We start from the raw sequence: 23,094 nt of genomic DNA, 5'->3' as shown, positions 1-23,094 counted from the left end.
TCATCTGCAAATGCTGGACAGCCGAGCCTGAACGATTCAGCCTCGATCCAACCCATCAAATGCCGGGACTAAACACCTAGACGCCGTAGACGCGCTTCGCCTCGGCCGAGCTGACCAGCCCGTCCGCCACGTCGCGCTCGACCAGCGCGGGGTCGCGCTCCTTCGGGTCGCCCATGCCGCCGCCGCCGGGCAGCAGCAGCACGAGGTGGCGGCCCTTCGGGATCACCTGGAAGCCCTTGGTGCGGAGCACGGTGCCGTTGGCATCGTCCAGCCCGACCCAGCCGCCGGCGCCCATGCCGCCACCGAAGCGGCCCTTGGGCGGGTTGGCCACGCGGTCGAAGATGGCGTTCACGGCGAACTCGGCATTCTTCTTGGCGCCGATCTCCATGATCTGGCCGAAGCCGCCGCGGGTCTTCCCGGCGCCGGCGCTGTCGGGACGCAGCTCCTTCCGCCAGAAGATCACGGGCGCGACGTTCTCCGTCGCCTCGACCGGCATGGTGCGCACGCCCGAGGGGAAGGCGATGCCGTCCAGCCCGTCCTTCGTCGGGCGCGCGCCGGTGCCGCCGGAGTTGAAGGTGATGATCTCGAAATCATCGACCTCGGCTCCCTGACCGGAGACCTGCGAGCCGCCGCGCAAGGGCGGGTTCCACAGGGCCGAGCTGCCCTCGGCGTTCACCTTCTCCGGCACGGCCTGGGAGAGGCAGCCCATCATCAGGTCGGGCAGCAGCTGGCCCACCACGTGCCGCACGCTGACGGGATAGGGACGCGGCGTGTTGAGGATGCAGTCGTCCGGGATCTGCATGACGAAGGGCGCGAGGCTCGCCCAGTTGTTGGGAATCTCCGGCGCCACGACGCATTTGATCCCGAAGCAGGAATAGGCGCGGCAATAGGCGGCCGGCACGTTGATGCCGCGCGTGGAGAAGCCGGAGGTGCCGGCGTAGTCGACGATGATCTCGTCGCCCTCGACGCACATGGCGGCCTTCAGCGTGACCGGCGCCTCGTAGCCGTCCGACTTGATCTCCGCCTTCCAGACCTGGCCCTTGGGCAGCTTGGCGATCTCGGCCCGGGTGGCGGCGAGGCTGCTGTCGAAGATGAATTCGGCCAGCTCGTCGACGCCCTCCATCGCGTACTCGTCCATCATCTCGACGAGCCGCTTGGCGCCGGCGTCGTTGCAGGCGCAGAGCGAGTAGATGTCGCCCTCAAGCTCCACCGGTGTGCGGCTGCCCACGCGAATGAAGTCGAAGAAGGTCTCGTTGGGGACGCCCTGGTCGAAGCACTTCACGATGGGGATGTAGAGGCCTTCCTCGAAGACCGAGCGCCCCTCGGGGCCCATGCCGAGGCCGCCGATGTCGATGATATGAGCGGTGTTGGCGAAGAGGCCAACGATCTTGCCATTGCGGAAGGCCGGGGTGACGACGGTGAGATCGTGCAGGTGCCCGGTGCCGAGCCAGGGGTCGTTGGTGATGTAGTGGTCCCCCGGCTTCATCGCCGCGGCCGGGAACTTCTTCAGGAAATGTCCGACGCTCTCCATCATGGAGTTGACGTGACCGGGGGTGCCGGTGACGGCCTGCGCGAGCATGCGGCCTTGCAGATCGAAGATGCCGGCCGAGAGATCGCCCGCCTCGCGCACCGTGGTGCTGAAGGCGGTGCGGATCATGGTCTGCGCCTGCTCCTCGACGACAGCGATGAGGCGGTTCCACTGGATCTGGCGCTGGATCTTCCCGAGGGCATCCGACTGCTGCATGGAATGGTCTCCAGGATCAATTCGCTATGGGGAGAGGGGAGTTGCGGCCGGCGTCGCGCGCGGCGGCGATGGCGCACCAGTCTTCGTAGATCGGGGCCAGCGTGGTCTCGCCGGCGAGCAGGGACCAGGCGTGGTCCAGCGAGGCGCGGCCGGCGGCGCTCCAGGCCGCGTCATCCCATCGGGACGTCGTGCGGATCAGCTCCTCGGCCTGCCCGAGATCGGCATAGGCGGCCCCGGCCCCGCCGACATAATCGACCAGGGCCGGAAGGTCGCGGACAAGGACATGCGCGCCCGTGGCCATGGCCTCGGCGATGGAGATCGGCGCGCCGATCGGCGTGGCGTCGGGCTCGCCCGGCGGCAGCGCCGTGTGGAGATAGAGGCCGGCCCGTTCCATGAGGTCGGCGACCTGCTCGCGCGGCACGTCCATCCGGATCTCGGCATGCCCGCCGAAGCGCTGGTTGAGCGCGTGCAGCTCGTCGGGCACGTATTCCCGCTGGAGGCAGGTCCCGGCCACCAGGACGAAGCGGTGGTCCCTGAGCCGCGCCGCGGCCTCGAAGAACAGCCCGTAATCCTTCGAAGGCAGCGCCGCGCCGGTGCGCAGCACGAGCCGGCGGTCCTTGGGCGAGCGCGCCGGCCGGAACAGCGCGGTGTCGAAGGCCGCGCGCAGGACCCGGACGCGCGGATCGTCGGCGGGCGCCTGGGGGGCCATGCCGGGGAATAGATAGAGGCGCGCCATCGGCCCGAGAGCGAGCGCGGCGCGGATGCCGTCCGCGGTCACCTCGAAGCCGTGCGCCCGCACCGTCATCGGCAGGCCCGCCTTCGCGACGGCCGGCGCATATTGCCCGGAGAGGCCGAGCCAGTGGACATGCACGACGTCCGGGCGGAACGCGGCGATCGCATCCTCCAGCGTCCCTCTGCGGAAGGGAGCCGCGGGCTCGTAGGGCGAAGCGACATCCGCCTCGGACCAGACCTCGATCTCCGCCCCCAGCCTCTGCATGCAACGCAGCTCGGTCTCGATGTAGCTCTCGGTGAGCTGCGGGTAGTGCCAGACGGCATAGAGGACCCGCGGCGGGCGCTGCCCCTGGCCGGCGCGCAGCCGCTTGCGGCGCAGCCGGAAGAGGCTGGGCCCGTAGGCCTCGTTGAGCGACACCCGGTCGGGCCGGCGGGAGCGGTAGGCGGCGCCCACGACCGGGATGCGCCGGGGCGTGGTCCGGTCGGAATGGCGCAGCACGAGGTCCCAGTCCACCAGCCGCGTCATCGCGGCGTCGAAGCCGCCGCACGCCTCATACAGGCCGCGCCGGTGGACGTAGGTGTTGATGTCGATCGCGTTCCGGTCCGCCTGCGAGGCCGGGTCGAAGGGACGCCACAGGCAAGATCGCCCGTCGAAGACCGGCCCGTCCGCCAGCAGCATCCCATAGGCCGCCTGGAGCCCGGGATCCGCGCGGAACGCCTCCAGCATCCCCTCCAGGAAGCCCGGCAGCCAGACGTTGTCGCTGTCGAGATAGGCGAGGAACGGCCCGCGTGCGGCGGCGAGCGCCACGTTGCGGGCGGCGGCATGGCCCAGCGCCGGCTCGCGGAACAGCCGGATCCTCGGATCCGCCGCGGCGAGCTGCGCCACGGCATCGGCGGTGCCGTCGGTGCTTCCGTCATCCACGACGAGCAGCTCCAGCGCCACGCCCTGCTGCGCCAGCACGCTGCGGATCGCGTGGCCGACCAGCCCGGCGCGGTCGCGCACGGGCATGATGACGCTGACCTCGGGCGTTCCGTCCGTGAGCGGCGCGGCGGGCACGGCGAGCGCCTGGCGCGCCAGCTGCGTGAGCAGCGGATCGAGCACATCCACCTGCCATTCGAGCGTCGCGACGCGCTCCGCCTGCGCGGCCCCCCGCTGTCCGAGGGCCGCCGCCTCCGCGGCAAGGGCGGCCGCTTCGGCGCGCAGGGCGGAGAGCCGCTGCTCCGCCGCATCGGTCGCCGCCTGCAGCGCCGCGCGCCACGCGGCGTCCTGCGCCGCCAGCGCCTCGCCCTGTGCGATGTCCCGTGCGGCCAGCGCCTCGCGCTGCGCGATATCCCGCGCGGCCAAAGCCTCGCGCCATGCGGCGTCCTGGCTGGCGAGCAGGTCGCGCAGGGCCGAGACCTCGGCCTCCAGCCGCAGGGACACCGGGCGGTTGATCCGCGCGCGCTGAAGCTCGAGCCAGGGACCCAGGTTCAACCCGAGCTTCCCGAGCGCGCGCAATCCGCGCTGCATGAGGGCCGAACGGGGGACCGGTCCGGTCACCGGCGCGGACGTGCCGCGCGCCGGCGCGTTCCGCCGGGCGGGTTGCGGATCACGGATCTCCCCGCGTCAGCTCGAGATAGCCGAGGCCGTCCATCCGGCAGGTCCAGCCGGGGCCGACGAGCGTGCTCGTCTCGTCCTCGGCGACGATGCAGGGGCCGGGCACCGTGGCGCCGGGGCTCATCTGCGTGCGGTCGTAGACCTGCCAGGCCGCGACATGGCCCGTCGAGGTGTCGCGCACCTGCTGCACGCGGATGGGCCGGGGCGCCGGGGCGTCGGCCACCTCGGCGGCGGGCGCCACCTTGTCCACCACGGTCGCGACGGTGACGGCGAAGCTCAGCACCTCGACGTCGGAGCCCGGCACGGGGCGGTCGTAGAAGCGCGTGTACTCGGCATCGTAGGCCGCGCGGATCGCGGCGATGTCGGCCTCGACCAGCGGCCGCACCGGCAGGGCGACCGCGATCTCGTGCCCCTGCCCCACATAGCGCATGTAGCCGATGCGGTGCTCGACGGTGGGTGCAGAAAAACTGCCCTCGGCGACGACCTTCGAGGCCTCCGCGCTCATCGAGGCGAGCAGCGCATTCACGGCCGCCACATCGAAGCTGCCGAAGCGGGTGTAGAGGCTTTTGACGACCTCATATCCCACCGGCGCGCGGAGGAAGCCGATAGCCGAGCCCACGCCGGCCCCGCTCGGCACCAGCAGCCGCTTCACGCCGATCTTCTCCGCCACGCGGTAGCCGTGCACCGGCCCGCCGCCGCCGAAGGCGATGATGGCGCGGCCCTCATAGGACTTGGCTGATTCGATGGCGTGGACGCGGGCCGCATTGGCCATGTTCTCGTCCACCATCTCGACCACGCCGAGCGCGGCCATGCCGGAATCGAGCCCCAGCCCCTGGCCGACATGCTCGACCAGGGCCGCCTCGGCGGGCGCGGTCTTCAGCGGGAAGTTCCCGCCCGCGAAGGCCACCGGATCGTAGCGGCCCAGCGCCAGGTTGGCGTCCGTCACGGCCGGCTTGGTGCCGCCCCGGCCGTAGCAGGCCGGCCCCGGATCGGCGCCCGCGGATTCCGGCCCGACCTGGATGCGCCCCAGGCTGTCGAGATGCGCGAGCGAGCCGCCACCGGCGCCGATCTCCACCATCTCGATCACGGGGATGCGCAGCGGCAGGCCCGAGCCCTTGCGGAAGCGGCCCACGCGCGCGACCTCGAAGGTGCGGCTCGCCTGGGGCGCGAAATCGTCGATGAGGCAGACCTTGGCGGTGGTGCCGCCCATGTCGAAGCTCAGCACCTTCTCCCAGCCGAGCTGCCGCGCGACATAGGCGGAGAAGATGGCGCCGCCCGCCGGGCCGCTCTCCACCAGCCGGATCGGGAAGCGCGAGGCCGTCTCGATCGTCGTCAGCCCGCCGCCGGAGAGCATCAGGAAGAGCGGGCAGGTCATCCCGCCCGCGCGCAGCCCCGCCTCCAGCCGCGCGAGATAGCTCGCCATCAACGGCTGCACATAGGCATTGGCGACGGTGGTGCTGAAGCGCTCCCACTCGCGCATCTCCGGGCTCACCTCGGAGCTCAGCGAGATCGGCAGCTCCGGCCATTCGGCGCGGATGATCTCGGCGGCACGGCGCTCATGCGCCGGATTCACGAAGCCGTGCAGGAAGCCGATGGCGAGGCTCTCGACCCCCTCGGACTTCAGGAAGGGGATGTATGCGCGGACCGCCGCCTCGTCGAGCGGCGTGAGGACCTGGCCGGTGTTGTCGAGGCGCTCCGGCACCGGCAGGCGCCAGCGGCGCGGCACCAGCGGCTGCGGCAGCTCGATGTTCAGGTCGTACTGATCGTAGCGGCTCTCGTTGCCCAGCGCGAGGACGTCGCGGAAGCCCTCGGTGGTGATGAGTGCCGTCCTCGCGCCCTTGCGCTCGATCAGCGCATTGGTGGCGAGCGTGGTGCCATGGATCAGCAGCACGATGTCGGCCGCCTGCATGCCGGCCTTGGCCAGCACGGCCTTCACCCCCTCCAGCACGCCGAGCTCCGGCGCATGGGGCGTGGTGAGGACCTTCGTGGTCCAGCGGGAGACCTGGTCCTCGGAAGTGGTCGCCTCGATGGCGACGTCGGTGAAAGTGCCGCCGATATCGACGGCCAGCCTCGCGTTGCTCACCACCCCCGCACCATCCCGCCGTCGATGCGAAAGATCTCGCCCGTGATGTAGGCGGCCTGGTCGCTGCACAGGAACGCCACCAGCGGGCCGTACTCGCTCGGCAGGCCGTAGCGGCCGGCGGGGATGGTCTTGCTGCGCTCGGCGACCACCTCGTCCACCGTCTTGCCGGAGCGCTTGGCGAGGCCGGCCGCCGTCTCCAGGCTGCGGTCCGTGCGGATCGCGCCGGGGGCGACGATGTTGCAGGTGACCCCCTCATGCGCCACCTCGGCCGAGAGCGTCTTCAGCCAGCCCATCACGCTCGCGCGCAGGGCGTTGCTCAGCACGAGGTTCGGGATCGGCTGGAACATGCCGGTGCTGCCGACATTGATGATGCGGCCATACTTCTGCTCGCGCATCCCCGGCAGCAGCTTGTTGGTCACGCGCAGGGGCGCCAGCACGATGCGCTGGAACCAGGTGACCATCGCCTCCTCGGTCAGCTCCAGGGCGGGGCCGGGCGGCGGGCCGCCGTGGTTGAGGATCAGGATATCCACGCCGCCCATCGCCTTCACGGCGCCCTCGGCCAGCGCATTCATCTGCGCGCCCTCGGCCACGTCGGCCGGGATGCCCGCGCAGGAGGTCGCGCCCAGCGACACCAGCTCGCGCGAGGCCGTGTCCAGCGTCGCCTGGTCGCGCCCGCTGATCACCAGGGCCGCGCCCTCCGCCGCCAGCGCATCCGCGATCGAGCGCCCGAGGCCCTTCGAGGCCCCCATCACCAGCGCGCGCTTGCCCTTGAGACCGAGATCCATGACGCAACTACCCTTATGAGGAATCGGCGGGGACCGTGCCGCGAGAGGCCCCCTCTGGCAAGCCGGCCCATGGCCGTTATGTTGCGTGCGAGATTGGAAACGACCAGGAAATCGCCATGCCCAAGCCCGTGCTGCTCATCACCCGCAAGCTCCCCGAAGCCATCGAGGCGAAGGCGGCCGCGAATTTCGACGCCCGGCTGAACCCCAATGACGACCCCTGGTTCCGCAGCGGCGCCGAGATCGCCCGACGCGCGACCGAGGCCAAGGCCGACGGCGTGCTCATCGCGGCGGGCGACCCCATGAACGCCGAGACCATCGCCGCCCTCCCCGCCTCGGTGAAGGTCATCACCACCTTCAGCGTCGGCTACGACCATGTCGACGTGAAGGCCGCAAAGGCGCGCGGCATCACCATCACCAACACGCCGGACGTGCTGAGCTTCGCCACGGCGGAGACGGCGATGACCCTCATGCTCATGGCCGCGCGCCGTGCCGGCGAGGGCGAGCGCATGGTCCGCGCGGGCAAGTGGGAGGGCTGGGCGCCGACGCAGCTCATGGGCGTGACGCTGGAGAAGAAGAAGCTGGGCGTGCTCGGCTTCGGCCGCATCGGGCGCGAGCTGGCGGACATGGCGCGCGGCTTCAAGATGGAGATCCACTACCGCGACGTGAACAAGCTGCCGCCAGAGCTGGAGAAGGGCGCTGTATACCACGACAATGACGACAAGTTCCTCGCCGAGATCGACGTGATCTCCATGCACGTCCCCGGTGGCGACGCGACCCGCAAGTGGCTGAACGCCGAGCGTCTGGCCAAGATGAAGAAGGGCAGCCTCGTCGTGAACTCCGGCCGCGGCGGCAGCGTGGACGACGAGGCGCTGATCGCCGCCCTCTCCTCCGGCCATATCCGCGCCGCCGGCCTCGACGTCTATGACGGCGAGCCCGTGGTGAACCCCGGCTACATGAAGCTGGAGAACGTGGCGCTGCTGCCGCATCTGGGGAGCGCCACCATCGAGGTGCGCGACGCCATGGGGCATCGGGCGCTGGACAACCTCATCACCTTCCTGGTCGAGGGCAAGGAGCCGCCGCACGCGGTGAAGTGAGGCGGGAGCGGGAAGCGTCAGTTCGAAAGCTGCTCCGAGGTAAACGCGTAGGGCATAAGTTCCCCGACGGTTCGCTCGACGGGGGGCGCCGCCCTCGCGTCCAATAAAACCTTCGAGTCGGGGTCGCAGAATTCGAGCATCACCTGCCGACAAGCGCCGCAAGGCGCCAGCGCCGCGGCCTTCTCGGCCGTGATCGCGATGGCCTGGATACGGCGGGCGCCCTGGGAGATCGCGGCGAATATGGCCGCGCGCTCTGCGCATATCGTGAGGCCGAAGGAGGCATTCTCGATATTCACGCCCTGAAAGATGCGGCCGCGCTCGTCCATGACGGCCGCGGCGACGGGAAAGCGCGAATAGCGGGCGTAGGCGAAGGGCAGCGCTTGTCGCGCACGACCGATGAGCTCCGCCAGGGTCGGATCCAACGCCTAGTCTTCTCTGACTGTGCTCTCGCCTTTCACGACCCATCTATCCAGAGAGGCGAGCATCTGCGTGGATTCCGAGCTGACCGCGATATGCCGGGCAGCCTGCAGCGTCGTGTTCGATGAATCCATGGGACCGGTGATCCTAATCTCGAACACACCGTTGCTCGAGGCCCGCGAAGACGGGATCGGTGTCGCCGGAACGGTTTCGATCTTCATGTCATACCTCCAGGCTCGGGGGACTTCCCCCGCAAAACGCGGCGTCTAGATATGGTTTGATGCGCGCGTCGATGAAAGAGTAGCAGAGCAGAAGTGCTCCCTTGAACTCGTCGGAATTGCGGTCGCCCTGAAGCCCCGGGGGCAGGGTTTCCAGACCGTCGATGGATATCACGGCCAAACTGCCGCCGCGATAACGATTGCCGATGGGAAAAGCCAGCACCCATTTGAGGCCCGGATGCAGCTTGTCGAGCTCGGAGCCCGGCAGCAGGTTGCCGTCCCATCCCTGCGCGCCCTTGATGATGAAGGACATGTTTCCGGTCACGAAAGCGGTGCCGGTCGCGCCGTGTCCGGGTGTGATCCGCAAATCCAGTTCCGGGGCGTATTTCATGTTGATGGTGGCCCCCGGAATGATCCGCAGTGCGCCCGCGACCGGCGCGAAAAGACTGACCCGGATGAAATCCGCCGCCCCGCCGAATGCCCGGGACACCTCCTGCTGCAAAGCCCCGATTTCCGGAGTGATCCTGTCGAGGATGTCCCGCGGCAGGAGGGGATAGGCGATGAACTTCGCCCACTCCTCGAACTTCAGCTCGTTGTGGACCTCGCTATGTCCCCCCATCGTCTGATAGTCCAATAGAGCGCCATGCGTTTCGTCAAATCCATGCCGACCCGAATCGCCGGCCTGTAGTCGGGTGATCCAGCGAAGGCGACGCGATGCAAATCGAGCGGCGCTCACGACCCAATCCCGACTTGCTCGCTCATTGCGCACGGCCATAATAAGCGACCTGCTCTCCAGGAGATCTTTCCAATCGAAGTCCCGTTTCAGTATGCTGCCGGTCAGTACGAGCCGATCGAATTTGAGCATGGCGTTTTCGGCACGAAGAACCTCCATGGCTAGATAGGTGCCGAAGCTGTGAGCGATGACACTTATTCGTGAAGCGCCCGTCAGTTCCACTAGACGTCGAATTTCTTTCCTGACCTTCTCGACGCGCCGATTTCGCGTAAATGGAATCAGAAAGGCAAGAGCCGGGAAGAAGCCATAGTCGATATGGTAAGTGATTAGGCGATGCTTGGCGAGATAGGGCGTGATCTGCTTCTGCCAAGCGCCATGAGTACGTATCCCATGGATCGTCACAACGATCTTCAACTGCCTATCGTCGCCTGTCATAATCCGTCAATCAAAAACAAGAGAATGGGGCATTCATACGAATATCCATTCATCGTGATAACTATTGGATCATATTTACGAGTATCAAAGGTTGCAAGGCATGCTTTTTCTCGGTGACCGGTTGAACATTCGCGCGGGATTTCCGCCGCCGTATGGCACCGCGTTCAGCGCCTCGCGGTCGTCGAATTCCGGTTGCTTCCAGGCGCTCGCAGGTCCATCCCGTGCCGGACGAACATATGCCTGCCCAGAGCGGAGCCGGGCGACGACTCAGGTCAGCGGAACCTGAGATTGCCCCGCGACAGCTCGGCCACGCTGCGCGCGCCCATCAGCTTCATGTCGCGCTCGATCTCGATGCGCATGAGCTCCAGCGCGCGCTCCACGCCCTCCTGGCCGGCAGCCGCCAATGGGAAGAGGTAGTAGCGCCCGACGCCCACGGCCTTGGCGCCTAGCGACAGGGCCTTGAGCACATGGGTGCCTCGCTGAACCCCGCCATCCATCACCACGTCGATGCGGTCGCCCACGGCGTCGACGACCTCGGCGAGCTGGTCGAAGCCCGCGCGCGAGCCGTCCAGCTGCCGCCCGCCATGGTTGGACAGGATGACGCCGGTGCAGCCGATCTCGGCCGCGCGCTGGGCGTCCTCCGCCGTCATCACGCCCTTCAGCGCGAACTGCCCGTCCCAGTCGCGCACCATCTCGGCCACGTCGTCCCAGGTCATGCCGGGGTCCAGCATCTCCGTGAAGTAGCGGCCGATCGACATCGCGCCGCCGCTCATGTCGACATGGCTGTCGAGCTGCGGCAGGCGGAACCTCTCGTGCCGGAGATAGTCGATGCCCCAGCGCGGCCGCATGGCGAAATAGGCCATGCCGCGCAGGTTCAGCTTGAAGGGGATGACGAAGCCGGTGCGCTTGTCGCGCTCGCGGTTGCCGCCGGTGATGCTGTCCACCGTCAGCATCATCACCTGGATGCCCGCCTGCTTGGCGCGGGCCATCATCTCCCGGTTCAGGCCGCGATCCCTGTGGAAATAGAACTGATAAGCCTGCGGCCCCGTGCCGATGGCACGCGCCTCCTCGATGCTGACGGTGCCGAGGGAGGAGACGCCGAACATGGTGCCGTACTTCGTGGCCGCCCGGGCCACCGCGCGCTCCCCCTCATGGTGGAACAGGCGCTGCAGCGCGGTGGGCGAGCAGTAGATGGGCATCGCGAGCTTCTGGCCCATGACCGTGACGGACATGTCGATGTCGCCGACGCCGCGCAGGATGCTCGGCAGCAGGTCGCAGGAATCGAAAGCCTCGGTGTTGCGGCGCTTGGTGACCTCGTCGTCGGCGGCGCCGTCGATATAGTCGAAGATGGGCCGCGGCAGACGGCTCCGGGCCAAGCGCCGGAAGTCGTGGAAATTGTGGCAGTCGAGAAGGTTCATCGACATCCCCTGCAGGAATCCGCCCGGGGCAGCAACAGGGCCGGGCCAAAAGTTCAGTGGCTCGCGGCCGCCGGGAGGTTCGCGACTTATGGCGCGGATGTGAAGACCGCCACACCCGATACCGCCAAGGCGGCGCCGTGCAGGAAAGCGTGCAGAAAAGGCGGAGGGCCCGAGCCCTCCGCTTTATTCCTACTGCTGCCGCGCGCCCGACCGCTGGACCACGCCCGCCCACATCGGGATGTCGGCGGCAAGGCGCGCCCGCATGTCCTCGGGGCCGCCGAACATCATCGTGAAGCCCATCCCCTCCAGCCGCGTCCGCATCTCCGGCGTGTCGGTCACCTTGCGGATGGCCGCGTGGAGCCGGTCGATGATGGGGCGCGGCGTCGCCGGCGCCACCACGATCCCGTACCAGGTCGTGCTCACGAAGCCCGGCATGCCGCAGGCCTCGGCGATGGTGGGGATCTCCGGCAGGGTCGGCATGCGCTGCGCCGAGGTGATGCCGAGCAGGCGGACCCGGCCCGTGCGCCAGTCGTCCAGCACCGGGCCGGACTGGTAGAAGAACAGGTCCGCGTCGCCCTGGTAGAGCGCCGTCATGGCGAAGGGGCCGCCGCGATAGGGCACGTGCACCATGTCGATGTTCGCCGCCGTCGCGAACTGCGCCGCCGCCAGATGCGTGGAGGCGCCGATGCCGCTGCTGGCGTAGTTCAACCGGCCGGGCGCGGCGCGCGCGGCGGAGATCAGGGCCTGACAGCTGTCGAATTGCGGCCGCTTCTCCCTGCTGACCACCAGCACGTTCGGCACCTCGAAGAGCGTCATGACCGGCGCGAGGTCGCGCTGGGTGTCGATCGGCATCGAGGAGAGCACGGCGGGGTTGATCGCCATCATGGCCGAGGTCGCGGCAAGGACCATGGTGCCATCTGGCGCCGAGCGGGCCGTCGCCTCCATGGCGATGTTGCCCGAAGCGCCGGTGCGCGCCTCCACCACCGTCGGCGAGCCGAGCTCGGCCGAGAGCGGCTGCTGGATGAGCCGCCAGTAGATGTCGGCCTGGGTGCCGGCCGGGAAGCCGCCCAGCAGGGTGATCGGCCGTCCATTGGTCATGGAGGGCTGCGTCTGGGCCTGGACGGCGGGGGCCGCCGCCAGGCAGGCGATCACGGCGAGAAGGAACCGGCCTTGCATCTGGAACTCCTGGGTCTGTTCACGACCGCATGATTTGGCGCCCAGACGAATTTGTTGCACGGAGGTTAATCGATGGACAGCCCCGATCGAGGGCTCACCGCGTGGCGGTCGTCTGCCGCTCCTGCAACCATGTGAGGTAGGCCGCGATCCCCGCCACCTCCGCCTCCGCCACCGGCGCGAGGAAGATGTGGCGCATCTTCTCGATCTCCTCCCTCCACGTCGCCGCCGAGAGGCGCGGCTGGTTCAGCACCATGCCGCTGGAATGGCAGGCGAGGCAGTTGCTGTTGGCCAGATCCGCGCCGGGCCCGTCGGGAAAGCTGCGAGCGTCCGCGGGCAGCTCGATGGAAGCGTTCCGGAAGGGCAAGGGCGCGCTCATCATCGCGGCGAAGCGGAGGGCCTCGGTGGTGGGCGGCGGCGGCGGTGGCAGCGTGTAGGAGGGCTTGCCGTGGGCAAAGAGCAACAGCGCCGCGCCCGCGACCGCGCCATACGCCAAGCTCAGCATGGTGATCTTCATGACGGCGATCCTCAGCCGACCTGCAGAGACAGGGTCTCGGCCACGTTGCGCATGAAGCCGCCCCCATTCCAGTTGGCCTCCAGGGGCTGAGCGATTCCCTCGTCATTGGTGCATCTGATTCGGAACCTGGCTGCGCCCGCCCCGGCGGGCGGGAATTCCGCAGACCAGCGCCGGAACCCGTATCTGCCCTCATCCGCTCCGAGGGCCGCGGGACGCCAGCTGGCCCCATCGTCCGCGGAGATGTCGACCGCCTTCACGCCGCTGGTGCCGCCGAATGCGATGCCCCGGAGCGACACGGGCGAACCCGCCTGGACCCGGGCCCCGTCCTGGGCATTGGTGAAGAAGGAACGCGGCCCCATCCGGCTGATGGGCACCGTGGCGAAGCCCGTCTGACCCGGGCGGACATTGGCGAAAGGCGTATCCGGGACGCGGTAGGCGGATTTCATCCAGTAGGTTTCGTCGGGCGCCGTCAGCACCTCGATGTCGTTCACCGCCTTCACCCAATAGGTCGAGAACCAGCCGGGCACGATCAGCCGCAGCGGGAAACCATTCAGCAGCGGGAGCTGTTCCCCGTTCATCTGGTAGGCGATCATCACCTCACCGTCGCGGGCATGGTCGATCGCAAGCGATTTCATGAAATCCGGCGCGCCCTCCACCACGGGCTGGTCCAGGGCGCCGAAGCGCACGGCCGTCGTGCCGGCCTTCACGCCGCAGCGATCCAGGAGGTCGCGAAGCCGCACCCCACCCCATTTCGCGTTGCCCATGGCGCCGTTGCTCCACTGCGCGCCCGGCACCCGAGGCTGGAACAGCCCTCGGGAATTCCCCGAGCACTGGTTGACCGCGGCCATCTCGACCTTCGGCATGTTGAAGACGTCACGCAGCGTGAGGCTGCGCGGCCCGTCGACGTTCCCCCGCACGGTCAGACGGAAGCGGTCGACGTCCACTTCGGTCGGAATGACGGCCCAGTGCCAGCGCACGAAGAAGCGATCGTTCGGCGTGAAGACCCCTTCGTCGAACACCTCGAATGGCGTTTCCAGGAGCGGCGGGCGGGTGCGCTGGACGATCATCCGACCCTTGGATGGAAAGGTGTCCGTGAGCGCGCGGACGCCGTTGCCATCGGGCAGGCGCAGATCCACTTCGTCGCTCAGGGCCGGTGGCGCCGTCAGAGCGGCGAGGAGCGCCGCCCCGCCTCCCAAGAGGGACCGGCGCGGGGCAATCGAAGGCATTCTCGTGGACATTCCGCATCCCTCAGATCGGCGTTCGACATCGTCGCACGGCCAGGCCCGGCTGTCTGTGCCGGGGTCCAGGGGCTCAAAGGCCCTGGTGGGGGAGCGCGAGGGGGCGAAGCCCCGCTCGCTGGGCAGATCTCAGTCCGCGGCGGCCTCCGCGCCTTTGAGCGCCGCGAGCTCGGCCTCCAGGGCCGCGACCCGGATCTCCAGCGCGTCCGCATGCGCCCGCGCCCGGCGGGCGACCTCCATGGCCGCTTCCAGGTCCTCGGCGCGGGCGAGCTCCAGCTTGCGGACCACGGCCTCCACCTGGGCCTTGGCCATGGCCTCCATCTCCGCGCGCAGCCCGCTCAGCAGGGAAAAGGCCCCGCCGGCCATCCCCGCGAGGTCATCCAGCCGCTGCCTGCCATCCTTGAACATCCGTAGCTCCTTGCTGCCCGGCCCAGGCCGATATAACCGGCGGGCATGATCCTCGTCACCGGCGGCGCCGGCTTCATCGGCTCGAACCTTGTCGCAGCTCTCACCGCCCGTGGCGAGGAGGTGGTGGTGCTGGACGAGCTCGGCAACGAGGACAAGTGGCGCAACCTCTCCGAGGCGGTGCTGGCCGGGCTGCTGCCGCCCGCCGCGGTGGAGGCGGCGCTGGCGATGCGGCCGGCGGCGATCGTGCATCTCGGCGCCATCAGCGCCACCACGGTCCGCGACGGCGACCTCGTGGCCGACACGAACTTCACCCTCTCGCTGAAGCTGTGGGACTGGTGCACGGATCACGGCGTGCCCTTCCTCTACGCCTCCTCGGCGGCGACCTACGGCAACGGTGACGAGGGCTTCGAGGACGAGGAGACGCCGGAGGGCCTCGCCCGGCTGAAGCCGCTGAACCTCTACGGCTGGTCCAAGCACCTCTTCGACCGGCGGGTCGCGCAGATGATCCAGCTGGGACGGCCGCGTCCGCCACAATGGGCGGGGCTGAAGTTCTTCAACGTCTACGGCCCGCGCGAGGGCCACAAGGGCCGCATGGCCAGCGTCGCCCTGCACAAGTACCGCGAGATCCTGACGGGCCAGCCGGCCCGCCTCTTCGCCTCGGACCGCGACGGCATCGCCGACGGCATGCAGTCGCGCGACTTCGTGAATGTAAGCGACTGCGTGCGCGTGATGCTCTGGCTGCTGGACCATCCCGGCACCTCCGGCCTGTTCAACTGCGGCAGCGGCCAGGCGCGCAGCTTCCTCGACCTGACCAGGGCGGTCTTCGCCGCGCTGGGCCTGCCCGAGCGCATTGAATTCATGCCCATGCCCGAGGATCTGCGCGGCAAGTACCAGTACTTCACCGAGGCGCCGATGGCGAAGCTGCGGCAGGCCGGCTACCCCTATCCGCCGACGCCGCTGGAGCAGGGCGTGGCGGACTACGTGGCCTGGCTAGGGGCTAACGGCCTTTAAAGACGGGCTTCCGCTTCTCGTTGAAGCTGCGGATGCCCTCGATGCGGTCCTCGGTCGGCACCATCCGGTTGTAGGCCTCGATCTCGAAGCGCAGCCCGCTGCGCAGGTCCATCTGCAGCCCGTAATGGATGCTGCGCTTGGCCTGCCGCACCGAGATCGGCGCATTGCCGGCGATGCGCTCCGCCGTCGCCAGCGCCGCCGGCAGCAGCTCCCCTGCCGGATACAGCGCGTTGACGATACCCCAGTCCAGCGCCTGCTGCGCGGTGAAGGGCGTGCCGGTCAGGATAATCTCCTTCGCACGCCGCTCGCCCACGATCCGCGGCAGGGTCTGCGTCCCGCCTGCGCCGGGCATGATGCCGATCGTCACCTCGGTCAGCGCGAAGCGCACCTCCTCGGCCGCATAGGCAAAGTCCGAGGAGAGCACCATCTCCAGCCCGCCGGCATACGCATGCCCGTTCACGGCCGCGATCACCGGGATCGGACAGTCCAGCAGGGCCAGAAAGGCGCGCTCGAAGATCTCGTGCTGGGCGACCCACTGCGCGTCGGTCATGCCATTGCGCTCCTTGAGGTCGCCGCCGGCGCAGAAGGCGCGGCCGCCCGTGGCGGTGAAGACCACGCAGCGGATGTCGCCCGGCTCAGCCGTCAGCCCCGTCCACAGCGCCAGCAGGTCGCGCGCCATCTGGGTGTTCAGCGCATTCGCGACCTCGGGCCGGTTGAGCCGGGCCACCAGAACATGCGGCGCGGGGGTTTCCAGGGCGATGGTCTCGAAGCTCGGGAGCATGGCGGGTCCTCTGAAACTTTGCCGGTTGGCGAATGCCCGGCGATCCCGCAATCTCTCCTGCAAGGCCGAGGGTCACAATCCTGGCCGCCGGAGAGAAACATGTTCCAACGCCGTGGCCTTCTGGCCGCCCCCTTCGTCCTCGCGGCCGGGCCCGCCCTCGCCCAGACTGCGGCCTATCCGCAGCGCCCGGTCCGCGTGGTGATTCCCTGGCCGCCAGGCCAGGCGACCGATCTCGCCGCGCGCATCGTCATGCAGCGCCTCTCCGAGACCATGGGCCAGGCCTTCGTCGCCGAGAACCGCGCCGGCGCCGGCGGCATGATCGGCACCGACCTCGTCGCCAAGGCCCCGCCCGACGGCTACACCCTGCTCGCCGGCTCCACCGGCCCGATCGTGACCTCGCCGCTGGTGCAGCGCACGCCTTACGACTCCGAGAAGGACTTCACCTGGCTCGGCATCACCGGCCTCTCCTCCTACCTGCTGGTCGTGCCGCCGAACTTTCCGGCCCAGAACGCGGCGGAGTTCGTGGCGCTGGTCCGCGCCAATCCCGGCAAGTACAGCTTCTCCTCGTCGGGCACCGGCGCGACGGCGCATGTCATCGCCGCCTGGTTCCATGCGCTCGCGGGACTCGACGTGGTCCATGTGCCCTTCGCGGGCAGCGGCCCGGCGCTGACGGCGGTGGCCGGCGGCCATGTGGACTTCTCGGTGGAGACGCTGGCGGGGACCGGCCCGCTGATCCGCAGTGGACAGCTCCGCGCGCTCGGCATCTCGCTGAAGGACGGCTCGGAGCTGGCGCCGGAGGTGCCGCCGCTGGCGCGCCTGCCGGGCTGCGAGCAGTTCGACGCCGGCGCCTGGATCGGGCTGATGGGCCCGGCCGGCATGCCGGCGGCGGTGGTCGAGCGGATCGACGCGGAGATCGGCCGAGGCATGCGGGAGCGGGAGGTGCGCGAGCGCATGGCCAATTCGGGGCTGGAGCCGCAGCACCATGGGGCGGCGGCGATGGCGCAGTATGTCAGCCGGCAGCGTGCGGCCTTCCGGGATGCGATCCGGCGGGCCAATATCCGCATTGAAGGGTAGGATTGAGAGGGGCTCTGCCCCTCTCAAACTCTCCCCGCCAGGGCTTTTGGCCCTGGACCCTGAAACTGATCGAAGGTGCAGGAAACTGAGTTTCCTGCTGGGGGAGTTTGAGGGGGCAAAGCCCCCTCAAGATAACAACGGAGGGAAGACCATGCTTCGCCGCCAATTCCTGCTCGCCGCCGGCCTCCTGGCCGCGCCGCGCTACCTCCACGCCGCCGGCACGACGCTTCACGTCATGACCTCCGGCGCCTTCACCGCGCCCTACCGCATCCTCGGCCCGACCTTCGAATCCGTCACCGGCCACAAGCTCGAATCCGCCTACGGCGCCTCGATGGGCAACGCCCCCGACGCCATCCCGCAGCGCCTCGCCCGCGGCGAGCCGGCCGACGTCGTGATCCTCGCCCGCGATGCGCTCGACGCGCTGGTGCGCGCCGGCCAGGTCCGCGCCGGCAGTGAGGTGGACCTCGTGGAATCCCGCATAGCCATGGCCGTGCGCGCCGGCGCGCCGCATCCGCGCATCGGCACGGTGGAGGAATTCCGCGAGGCCATGCTGAAGGCGCAGAGCATCGGCTACTCCGCCAGCGCCAGCGGCGTCTACTTCTCGACCGAGCTGCTGCAGCGCCTCGGCATCGCCGACCAGGTGCTGCCGAAGACCCGCCGCATCCTCAGCGAGCGCGTGGGTGCCGTGGTGGCGCGCGGCGAGCTGGAGATCGGCTTCCAGCAGGTGAGCGAGCTGCTGCCCATCCCCGGCATCGAGATCGTCGGCCCCCTGCCCGCCCCCATCCAGCGCGTGACGACCTTCTCGGCCGGCATCGCGACGCGCTCGGAGCAGCCGCAATCGGCGCATGCGCTGATCCGGTTCTTCGCCTCCTCGGCGGCGCATGAGGTGATCCGGCGGACGGGGCTGGACCCGGTGAGCCAGCCGGCCGCGGCGACCAATTAGGTGCCTTGAGCGCGGGGGCGTCGCCGCCCGCGGCGCCGGATGGTCGGAACATGTCCGATGCAACACATCCGGCCATCCCTGTAAACAGAACGAAACGAAATTGGCCTCAGGATACGGGATCACAACCTGGAGCCTGGGATGCACAGCTCGTTCAATCCGGTCGTCGAGTCGGTACGGCAGCTCGCCGACAATTGGGAAGCCGTCGTTCGGGATCGCGGCACCGGCGACATCGAGGACAGGCCAGGGATCGCCATTCGCTGGGCGGACAGCAGGTTCCCCTTCTGGAACTGCGTGACCCTCACCGAACAGGGCTGCGACGACCGCTCGCTGGAGAAGTCCCTGTCCGAGACCGCCGCCTACATGCGCGGCAAGCGCGAGACGGGTCTCGTATGGCTGTTCGAGGATCTGCTCGATCCCCCATGCCGCGCGCAGCTGCCCGAGATCGCCGACAGGGCGGGCTTTGCCCTGTCGCTCACGGCCTATGGCATGGCCGGCGATATCCTGCCGGTCGACGAGCCGCATCATCCGGCGCTCGACTTCGTCCGCGTCACCACCGAGGAGCAGTTGACGGCCTATGCCGATCTCAACTCCCGGGCCTATGGCATGCCGCTCGAGGCCGGCCGCGCCGGCCTCGGGGGATCGGCGCTGTGGAAGACGGGCATCCATGCCTATCTCGGCCTGGCGAACGGGCGGCCGGTCTCGGCCGCGGCCGTGAGGGCGAGCGGCGATAGCCTGTTCGCCATCCTCGTCGCGACCGCGCCGGAGGAGCAGCGCAAGGGATATGGCGAGGCGACGCTGCGCAAGGCCCTCTTCGAGGGCGGCCGGGCGACCGGGCTGACCCGCACCGTTCTTCATGCGACCGAGGCGGGCGCTCCGGTCTATGCGCGGATCGGCTACCAGAAGGTCGGGCGGATCGGCCTGTACGCGCTCAAGAGCTAGGCCGTCCGGATGGCGGGACGGGGAAGCCCGCGCGTCAGCCCGGCCAATCCGCCACCATCACCGCGCCCGTCGAGGATTCCGTGATGAAGGCCTTGCCATCGCGCAGCGCGATGTTGGTCACCGTCGTGCCGCGGCAGGCGCGCAGCCGCGCCACCACCTCGCCCTGGTGGCTGAGCACGAAGACGCAGCGGAGCGAGGCATGGCAGACCATGAGGCGCCCCTCGCCATCCACGGCCATCCCGTCCGGCCCGCTGGTGCCCGAAAAACTCGCAAAGCGGCCGACCTTGGCGGTGCTGCTGTCGGGCAGCAGCGGCACGCGCCAGACGGAATTGTCGCGCGTCATGGCGACGAAGAGCACCTCCTCATCGGCCGAGAGCGCCAGGCCGTTGGGGCTCGGGCCGTTGGAGATCAGCATGTCCAGCCGGCCGTCGCTGCGCCAGCGATAGACGCGGCCGGTCGGGTCCTGCAGGCCGGTCTGGCCCTGGTCGGTGAAGTAGAGGTCGCCATTGCGGGCGAAGACGAGGTCGTTCGGCCCCTTGAAGCGCTCGCTGTTGCGGCGGGCCAGCGCCGGCGTGACGGCGCCGGTGGCGAGGTCCAGCGCGAGGATGCCCTGCTTGTAGTCGGCGATGAACATGCGCCGGCCGTCGGGGTGCAGCGCGAGGCCATTGGGCTCGCCGTCGTACTCGGCGACCAGGGTCCACTCGCCGGGCGCGTCGAGCCGGAAGATGCGTCCGTGCGGGATGTCCGTGACGTGGAGCCGGCCCTGAGCGTCGAAGCACGGGCCTTCCAGGAAGCAGTCCACGGGATCGCCGCGCTTGTTGGCGCGGGACCAATCCGTGACCTCAGGGCGCCGCAGCGCGGCGGGCATCTCGGCGAAAAGGGTCGTTGGCGTTTCCATGAACCCGAGCCTAGCGCGGTCAGCCGAAGGCGCCCACCTCCTCGCTGACCGCCGCCGAGCAGCCCCGCACCAGGGCGAAGAGCCGGCGCATGGGCTCGAAGATCTCGGCATGCTCGCGGGCGTAGCTGGTGCGGCTGTCGCGGCCCGCGGGCTCGTGGAAGTCGAGGCCCGTCACGGGGTCGGGCGCGGCCGGGAAGATCTCCCCAAGCAGGTCCAGCGAGGATTCGACGTCGAGCGCGAAGATGCGCCGGATGACGGAATCCCGCGTCGCCCCGTGGCGCGGGCTGAACTCGGGGACCGAGACCGCCAGCAGCCAGAGCCGGTGGATCAGCGAGAGCCGCAGCGCGTGCAGCAGCACCAGCCGCTCCGGCATGGTCGGCAGCTCCGGCCAGGCGGCGCGGAGCGCGAGGTGGTCGGCCTGCAGCCGCCGGAACATCCGCCAGAGCGGCGCCTGAAGACCGACTGCGTCCAGCGGCGCGGCCACGGCCAGAAGCTGCTCCTGCCGGCCGGGCCGGGCGGTGGCGGCGGCACGGTCGAGCCATGTCCCGGGATCGAGCGTGCCGATCACCGCGCGCACCACGCCGATGTCCGAGCACTCGGCGCCACGGACCGCCATGGCCAGGGCGCGGGCGAAGCGCGGAGATTTTTCCCGCAGCTCCGCGAAGAGCTCGGGATTCGCCGCCGCCGCGCGGCCCAGCCCGTGCAGCGAGTTCGCCAACCACCCCACCTGATGCAGGATCGCGTTGTTCGGAATGGCGCGGAGCTGCGAGGGATGGGTGATGCGCACCGGCCCGCCCATGTCCGACTGCCGCGCCGAGGGGCGCGAGCCCGTCTTCTCCAGGAGGCCCGGGCCGAAGCCGCCGAGCAGCGCGGCATAGCCGGGATCCTCGACCAGCTGGCCGAACTCGCGCCGGACGGTCGCGAAGAAATCGGCGCCGTAATCGGCCTCGGCGTAGATGGGGTCCTCGGTGTCGCGGGGACGGTGGAAGGCATGCTCGGCGATGCGGGCGATGGTGGATTGCGCCAGCGCCTCCGTGCCGAAGAGCATGTAGCCGTCGCCGCCCTGGAAGCTGGATTCCTCGCGCACCGCGAAGCCGGCCTTGGCGAGGTTGTAGCGGGCCTGCGGCGGGAAGAGGTAGTCGAGCCGGTCGGCGAGGCTCTTGGGATGCGCGCCGCGGCCGATGCTCTCGCCATGCGTGTCGAAGAGCACGAGCTCGACGTCCGACATGCCGTGCTTCTTCAGCAGCTCCGCAAGGCGGAGCTTGAGGCGCTCCACCAGGTAGGAGGCGGCGAGCTGGCCGACGTAGCGGCCGCTGTCCGAATAGCCGAACTGCAGGCAGAGGCGGCCGTGCTGGCGCAGGTAGTCGCGGAAATGCGGGCTGCGCAGCGCCTCGTCCAGCACGCGCTCGCCGCGCTCCAACGCCGTCGCGGTCTCGAAGAGCGGCGATATCTCGATGTGGCGGTCCACGCCGAAATGCTTGGCCAGCCAGAGCGCTGATAGCAGCGTGTAGCCCGTCTCGGTCTCGGCGATCAGGAAGCGGATGGGGATGGAGCCGTCCACATGCTTCACGATCTGCGCGATGCTCATCACAAGCTTCGCGGCCGAGGCCTGCTCGGCGAAGAGCCCGCCGAAATCCACCGGCTGGGCCTCGACGCTCGCCAGCGCCGCGTTGATCTGCCCGAGCAGGCCGCGGCGCATGGAGAGGTCGTCGGGCGAGGTGGTGATCTCCAGCCGCTGGCGCAGCGCGTTGTGCAGCTGCGCCGAGTTCAGCCGGAAATGCGTGTGCGCGAGCGAGAGCCCGTGCGAGGCGAAGCCCGCCCTCGCGACAGCCAGCTTCATCCGCGCCGCATCGTCCGGCGCCGCGGCCAGCGCCGCGTCGAAGAGCGGCAGCAGCGCGGAGAGGTCGGTCATCGCGGCATCGCGGTGCAGGACCATCTCGCCCGAGAGCTTCTGGACGGAATCCGGATCGGGCTTGACGGGAACCGCTGCGGCCTGGCCTGCGACGGCCTCCAGCGCGGCGGCGATACGGGCGCGGATGGGCTCCGCGACCTCGCCCAGCGCTTCGAGCTGCCCGGACAGCCGCTCGAGCTGGTAGCGCTTCATGTCGAGGCGCAGCTTCAGCGTGTCCCACCAGCCGATGTCGGTGCGCCCGTCCGTGTCGTAGCCGACCCAGGAGGTCAGCACGACCGGACGTGGCATGACCGTGTGCCAGCGATCCGGCCAGACGGATTTCGCGGCGCCGAACAGCGCCTCGGCCAACCGGTCCAGCGCGTCGCGGCCGCGCAGGATGGCGGCATTGGCCTGGGTGAACTCTTCCCGCAGGTCCACCGGTGCCGGACGGTGCGGGATGCCACGCGGCGGCGGCTCGCCGGTGGTCGCCGCCTCGGCCAGCTTCGCGCCGGTCGCTGATGGCAGCGAGAAGGTCGGATGCGCAGTGAAGACCGCGGCGAAGCGCGTGCGCTCGACCGACGACCGGAAGGTCGCGAAAGGCACCGGGCTGTCGAGCGGATCGGGCCGCACCAGCCGGGCCGCGACGGCCTCCAGCGCCGCGTCCGGCGGCGTGCCCGGCACATGGCCGAGATAGGCGGCGAGACGCTTCGCCCGTCCCGCAGCCGCATCGTCCGATAGGTCCTGGACCAGCCCCTCCAGCCCGTCCATGTCCAGCGAGCCGTCGTCCAGCCGTCGGCTGATGGCCAGCGCCAGCAGCAGCACCGGATCTCCGAAGGGATCCTGGGCGGAGGCGAGGCGCGCGGCGTGCAGCCGGGCCAGCAGGTCGTCCAGGAGCGAAGGCGGGGGCATCGCGTCGTGCATGGCATGATGCTGCACCTGCGAAGGTCCCGGTTCCAGCGAAAAAG

Annotated in this window: 20 protein-coding genes; 5 read left to right on the top strand and 15 right to left on the bottom strand. The window is 69.4% G+C overall.

Features of this window, described 5'->3' with window-relative positions; translation table 11 throughout:
• Positions 1-76 precede the first annotated feature (76 nt).
• The 4 genes from AC1ROY_RS30025 to AC1ROY_RS30010 form a co-directional block, all read right to left on the bottom strand.
• The gene (locus AC1ROY_RS30025) at positions 77-1,744 is read right to left on the bottom strand and encodes a hydantoinase B/oxoprolinase family protein (RefSeq protein WP_493152617.1); all 1,668 of its coding nucleotides are present in this window, start codon (positions 1,742-1,744) and stop codon (positions 77-79) included.
• A 16-nt stretch (positions 1,745-1,760) separates the two neighbouring features.
• Positions 1,761-3,950: a glycosyltransferase gene (locus AC1ROY_RS30020; protein ID WP_493152616.1), complete on the bottom strand. Its 2,190-nt coding sequence runs from the start codon at positions 3,948-3,950 to the stop codon at positions 1,761-1,763.
• Positions 3,951-4,065: 115 nt separating this feature from the next.
• A complete protein-coding gene (locus tag AC1ROY_RS30015) occupies positions 4,066-6,156 on the bottom strand; it encodes a hydantoinase/oxoprolinase family protein (protein WP_493152615.1) in 2,091 nt (696 codons plus the stop codon).
• Positions 6,153-6,941, bottom strand: coding sequence for an SDR family oxidoreductase (locus AC1ROY_RS30010; protein WP_493152614.1), 789 nt, complete (start codon positions 6,939-6,941; stop codon positions 6,153-6,155). The genes AC1ROY_RS30015 and AC1ROY_RS30010 overlap by 4 nt, the downstream gene beginning before the upstream one ends.
• Before the next feature lie 116 nt (positions 6,942-7,057).
• On the opposite strand from AC1ROY_RS30010, the gene AC1ROY_RS30005 reads away from it, so the two are divergent.
• On the top strand, positions 7,058-8,035 hold the full coding sequence (locus tag AC1ROY_RS30005) for a 2-hydroxyacid dehydrogenase (RefSeq protein WP_493152613.1): 978 nt from the start codon (positions 7,058-7,060) through the stop codon (positions 8,033-8,035).
• Between the two features lie 17 nt (positions 8,036-8,052).
• On the opposite strand, the gene AC1ROY_RS30000 is transcribed toward AC1ROY_RS30005, so the two are convergent.
• The 8 genes from AC1ROY_RS30000 to AC1ROY_RS29965 form a co-directional block, all read right to left on the bottom strand.
• Positions 8,053-8,457: a cytidine deaminase gene (locus tag AC1ROY_RS30000; RefSeq protein ID WP_493152612.1), complete on the bottom strand. Its 405-nt coding sequence runs from the start codon at positions 8,455-8,457 to the stop codon at positions 8,053-8,055.
• A gap of 3 nt (positions 8,458-8,460) precedes the next feature.
• Positions 8,461-8,673: a hypothetical protein gene (locus tag AC1ROY_RS29995; RefSeq protein ID WP_493152611.1), complete on the bottom strand. Its 213-nt coding sequence runs from the start codon at positions 8,671-8,673 to the stop codon at positions 8,461-8,463.
• A gap of 1 nt (position 8,674) precedes the next feature.
• The gene (locus AC1ROY_RS29990; RefSeq protein WP_493152610.1) at positions 8,675-9,817 is read right to left on the bottom strand and encodes an esterase/lipase family protein; all 1,143 of its coding nucleotides are present in this window, start codon (positions 9,815-9,817) and stop codon (positions 8,675-8,677) included.
• Between the two features lie 293 nt (positions 9,818-10,110).
• Positions 10,111-11,256 (bottom strand): alpha-hydroxy acid oxidase, encoded by a 1,146-nt coding sequence (locus AC1ROY_RS29985; protein ID WP_493152609.1) that lies wholly within the window; start codon positions 11,254-11,256, stop codon positions 10,111-10,113.
• A gap of 189 nt (positions 11,257-11,445) precedes the next feature.
• Positions 11,446-12,432: a Bug family tripartite tricarboxylate transporter substrate binding protein gene (locus AC1ROY_RS29980; protein WP_493152608.1), complete on the bottom strand. Its 987-nt coding sequence runs from the start codon at positions 12,430-12,432 to the stop codon at positions 11,446-11,448.
• Positions 12,433-12,526: 94 nt separating this feature from the next.
• On the bottom strand, positions 12,527-12,946 hold the full coding sequence (locus AC1ROY_RS29975) for a hypothetical protein (RefSeq protein WP_493152607.1): 420 nt from the start codon (positions 12,944-12,946) through the stop codon (positions 12,527-12,529).
• A gap of 11 nt (positions 12,947-12,957) precedes the next feature.
• On the bottom strand, positions 12,958-14,184 hold the full coding sequence (locus tag AC1ROY_RS29970; RefSeq protein WP_493152606.1) for a molybdopterin-dependent oxidoreductase: 1,227 nt from the start codon (positions 14,182-14,184) through the stop codon (positions 12,958-12,960).
• A gap of 129 nt (positions 14,185-14,313) precedes the next feature.
• Entirely contained in the window at positions 14,314-14,592 is a 279-nt protein-coding gene (locus AC1ROY_RS29965; RefSeq protein WP_493152605.1) for an accessory factor UbiK family protein, read from the bottom strand.
• 45 nt (positions 14,593-14,637) lie between these two features.
• Here AC1ROY_RS29965 and rfaD point away from each other — a divergent pair, with 45 nt between their 5' ends.
• Entirely contained in the window at positions 14,638-15,603 is a 966-nt protein-coding gene (gene rfaD, locus AC1ROY_RS29960; RefSeq protein ID WP_493152604.1) for an ADP-glyceromanno-heptose 6-epimerase, read from the top strand.
• On the opposite strand, the gene AC1ROY_RS29955 is transcribed toward rfaD, so the two are convergent.
• Positions 15,590-16,384, bottom strand: coding sequence for an enoyl-CoA hydratase/isomerase family protein (locus AC1ROY_RS29955; RefSeq protein ID WP_493152603.1), 795 nt, complete (start codon positions 16,382-16,384; stop codon positions 15,590-15,592). The genes rfaD and AC1ROY_RS29955 overlap by 14 nt on opposite strands.
• Positions 16,385-16,483: 99 nt before the next feature.
• Here AC1ROY_RS29955 and AC1ROY_RS29950 point away from each other — a divergent pair, with 99 nt between their 5' ends.
• The 3 genes from AC1ROY_RS29950 (at position 16,484) to AC1ROY_RS29940 (ending at position 19,340) form a co-directional block, all read left to right on the top strand.
• Complete coding sequence (locus tag AC1ROY_RS29950) at positions 16,484-17,458, top strand: Bug family tripartite tricarboxylate transporter substrate binding protein (RefSeq protein WP_493152602.1); 975 nt, start codon at positions 16,484-16,486, stop codon at positions 17,456-17,458.
• 151 nt (positions 17,459-17,609) lie between these two features.
• Positions 17,610-18,401, top strand: coding sequence for a substrate-binding domain-containing protein (locus AC1ROY_RS29945; protein WP_493152601.1), 792 nt, complete (start codon positions 17,610-17,612; stop codon positions 18,399-18,401).
• A gap of 138 nt (positions 18,402-18,539) precedes the next feature.
• The gene (locus tag AC1ROY_RS29940; RefSeq protein ID WP_493152600.1) at positions 18,540-19,340 is read left to right on the top strand and encodes a GNAT family N-acetyltransferase; all 801 of its coding nucleotides are present in this window, start codon (positions 18,540-18,542) and stop codon (positions 19,338-19,340) included.
• Positions 19,341-19,374: 34 nt separating this feature from the next.
• On the opposite strand, the gene AC1ROY_RS29935 is transcribed toward AC1ROY_RS29940, so the two are convergent.
• Both AC1ROY_RS29935 and AC1ROY_RS29930 read right to left on the bottom strand, forming a co-directional pair.
• Positions 19,375-20,238: an SMP-30/gluconolactonase/LRE family protein gene (locus AC1ROY_RS29935; protein ID WP_493152599.1), complete on the bottom strand. Its 864-nt coding sequence runs from the start codon at positions 20,236-20,238 to the stop codon at positions 19,375-19,377.
• Between the two features lie 19 nt (positions 20,239-20,257).
• A complete protein-coding gene (locus AC1ROY_RS29930) occupies positions 20,258-23,050 on the bottom strand; it encodes a phosphoenolpyruvate carboxylase (RefSeq protein WP_493152598.1) in 2,793 nt (930 codons plus the stop codon).
• Positions 23,051-23,094: the final 44 nt, after the last annotated feature.

Source organism: Roseococcus sp. GW821-FHT12F05 (assembly GCF_058806835.1).
The sequence above is the reverse complement of the archived record's forward strand: the minus strand, read 5'-3'. Positions and strand labels throughout refer to the sequence as shown.